Source organism: Aquabacterium sp., assembly GCF_021768455.1.
GTDB lineage: Bacteria > Pseudomonadota > Gammaproteobacteria > Burkholderiales > Burkholderiaceae_C > Aquabacterium.
Genome location: NZ_JAIZVX010000260.1, coordinates 1 through 2,486, shown reverse-complemented (window position 1 = coordinate 2,486; position 2,486 = coordinate 1). Strand labels below are relative to the sequence as shown.

Annotated in this window: 2 protein-coding genes; one reads left to right on the top strand and one right to left on the bottom strand. The window is 67.6% G+C overall.

Annotated features, from left to right (window positions below):
• Window positions 1-163: 163 nt before the first annotated feature.
• Entirely contained in the window at window positions 164-1,576 is a 1,413-nt protein-coding gene (gene rmuC, locus QZ994_RS19505) for a DNA recombination protein RmuC (protein WP_290877660.1), read from the top strand.
• An 18-nt stretch (window positions 1,577-1,594) separates the two neighbouring features.
• Here the strand turns inward: rmuC and hemH are convergent.
• Window positions 1,595-2,486, bottom strand: an 892-nt coding sequence (gene hemH / locus QZ994_RS19500) for a ferrochelatase (protein ID WP_290877658.1), incomplete at its 5' end; no start/stop codon positions are given.

Here is a 2,486-nt window from a genome sequence, read left to right as displayed (position 1 = left end):
AGGGCTTTGTGTGCGTGGAACTGGCCCCGGGCGTGAGCGAAGAAGAGGTGCGGACCAAGACGGGCGCGCCCGTGACCTTCGCACTGGCCACGGCCTGAGCACAACGCTGCGCCAGCCAGCCGCCTTCGGGCGGCTTTTTTCATGCCTCTGAGACAATGCCGCGATGAATGTGAGCTCTGTGTTGCTGCTGACCGTGTGCGTGCTGGCGGCTCTGAACCTGGCCTTGTTGCTGTGGTTCCGGGTGCGTCCGGCGGTGGGGGACGAAGAGGGGCAGGCCCGACTGGCCGAGGCCCTTGCTGAAGACGGCCGCCAGCGCAGCAGCCAGCTGGAACGTGCCTTGCGCGACGAGGTGGCCCGCAGCGCCCAGGGCACACGCCAGGAGTTGGGTGGCACGCTGGCGCTGTTTCAGCAGACCCTCTTGACCCAGCAGGGCGACAGCACCCGCACGCAGAACGAACAGCTCGACAGCTTTCGCACCCAGTTGGCCGCGATGCAGCAGGCCACTTCGGATGCGCTGCGCAGCGTGAGCCTGGGCCTGGCCGAACAGCTGCGCCAGCTCTCGGAGGCCAACCAGCGCAGCCTGGCGGAGGTGCGTGGCACGGTCGAGGCCCGCCTGCAAAGCCTGCAGGCCGACAACGAAAAGAAGCTGGAGCAGATGCGCCAGACGGTGGACGAAAAGCTGCACGCCACGCTGGAGGCCCGCCTGGGCGAGACCTTCAAGCAGGTGGCCGATCGCCTGGAGCAGGTGCACAAGGGCCTGGGCGAGATGCAGCGTTTGGCCAGCGACGTGGGTTCACTCAACCGCGTGCTCAACAACGTGAAGACGCGGGGCATCTTTGGCGAGGTGCAGCTGGCCGGCCTGCTGGAACAGGTGTTCACGCCCGAGCAGTACGCCGTCAACGTCGAGACAGTGCCTGGCACGGGAGCGCGCGTCGAGTTCGCCATCAAGCTGCCCGGGCAGGGCGAGCGTGGCGGAGCGCCGTTGTGGCTGCCGGTGGACGCCAAATTCCCCCGTGAAGACTACGAGCGCCTGCTCGACGCCCAGGACCGCGCCGACGCCCCCGCTGTGGAGGCCGCCGCCAAGGCGCTGGAACAGCGCCTGAAGGCCGAGGCCCGCACGATCAGCGAGAAGTACCTGGCTCCGCCGCACACGGCCGATTTCGCCATCCTCTTTGTGCCCACCGAAGGCCTGTATGCCGAAGCCTTGCGCCGCCCGGGTCTGGTCGAGGCCCTGCAGCGCGAGCACCGCGTGATGCTGGCGGGGCCCACCACCTTGCTGGCGACGCTCAACAGCCTGCAGATGGGTTTTCGCACCCTGGCGCTGGAGAAGCGTTCGTCCGAAGTCTGGCAGGTGCTGGGCGCGGTCAAGACCGAGTTCGGCAAGTTTGGCGATGTGCTGGCCAAGACGCGCAAGAAGCTGGACGAAGCCAGCAACCACATTGGCTCGGTCGAGACCCGGGCACGCGTGATGGGCCGTGCGCTCAAGCAGGTCGAGGCCGCGCCCGAATCCCAGGCCCAGGCCCTGCTGCCGGGGCAGATCGACCCCATCGAGCCGGGCGAGGACGCCCAGGCCTGATCTGCAGCACCCGGCCCGTCAGTGCGGGCAGCCCAGGGCCTTGGCCCGGCGGGCCTGTTCGCTCAGTTCGTGGGCCGCAGGCTGTTGTTCGGCGCGAGTGGGCCAACCTTGCAGGTGGCGCTCGACGATGCCGGCCAGCGAGCGGATCCAGCCCAGGTCACCATTGAGGCAGGGGATGTATTCGAAGCTTTCGCCTCCCTGGCTGATGAAGGCGTGTTTGGCCTCCATGGCGATTTCTTCCAGGGTCTCGATGCAATCGGCGACAAAGCCGGGGCAGATCACGTCGACCTTTTTTGTGCCCGACTTGGCCAGCTTGACCAGTGTGGGCTCGGTGTAGGGCTCCAGCCACTTGGCCTTGCCGAAGCGGCTCTGGAAGGTGACCACGTACTGATCGGGCGTGAGCCCCAGGCGCTCGGCCAGAAGGCGGCCGGTCTTGAGGCATTCGCAGTGGTAGGGGTCGCCCAGTTTGAGCGTGCGCTCGGGCATGCCGTGGAAGCTCATCACCAGCTTCTCGCCGCGGCCGCTGCGGGCCCAGTGCGCCTGCACCGTGGCGGCCAGTGATCCGATGTAGGCAGGGTCGTCGTGGAAGCGGTTGATGTGCCGCAGTTCGGGCAGCAGGCGGGTGCGGCGCCCCCAGGCAAAGACCTCGTCCATCACGCTGGCCGTGGTCGCGCCCGAATACTGCGGGTAGAGGGGCACCACCAGCACACGGGTGGCTCCGGCGGCTTTCAAGGCATCGAGCTCGCTGGCGATGCTGGGCGCGCCGTAGCGCATGGCGTGGCGCACGATCAGCTGGTGGCCTTGCTCACCCAGGAAGCCTTGCAACAGGGTGGTCTGCTTTTCCGTCCAGGCGCGCAGGGGTGAGCCCTCGGGCGTCCAGATGCTGGCGTATTTGGCGGCCGACTGCTTG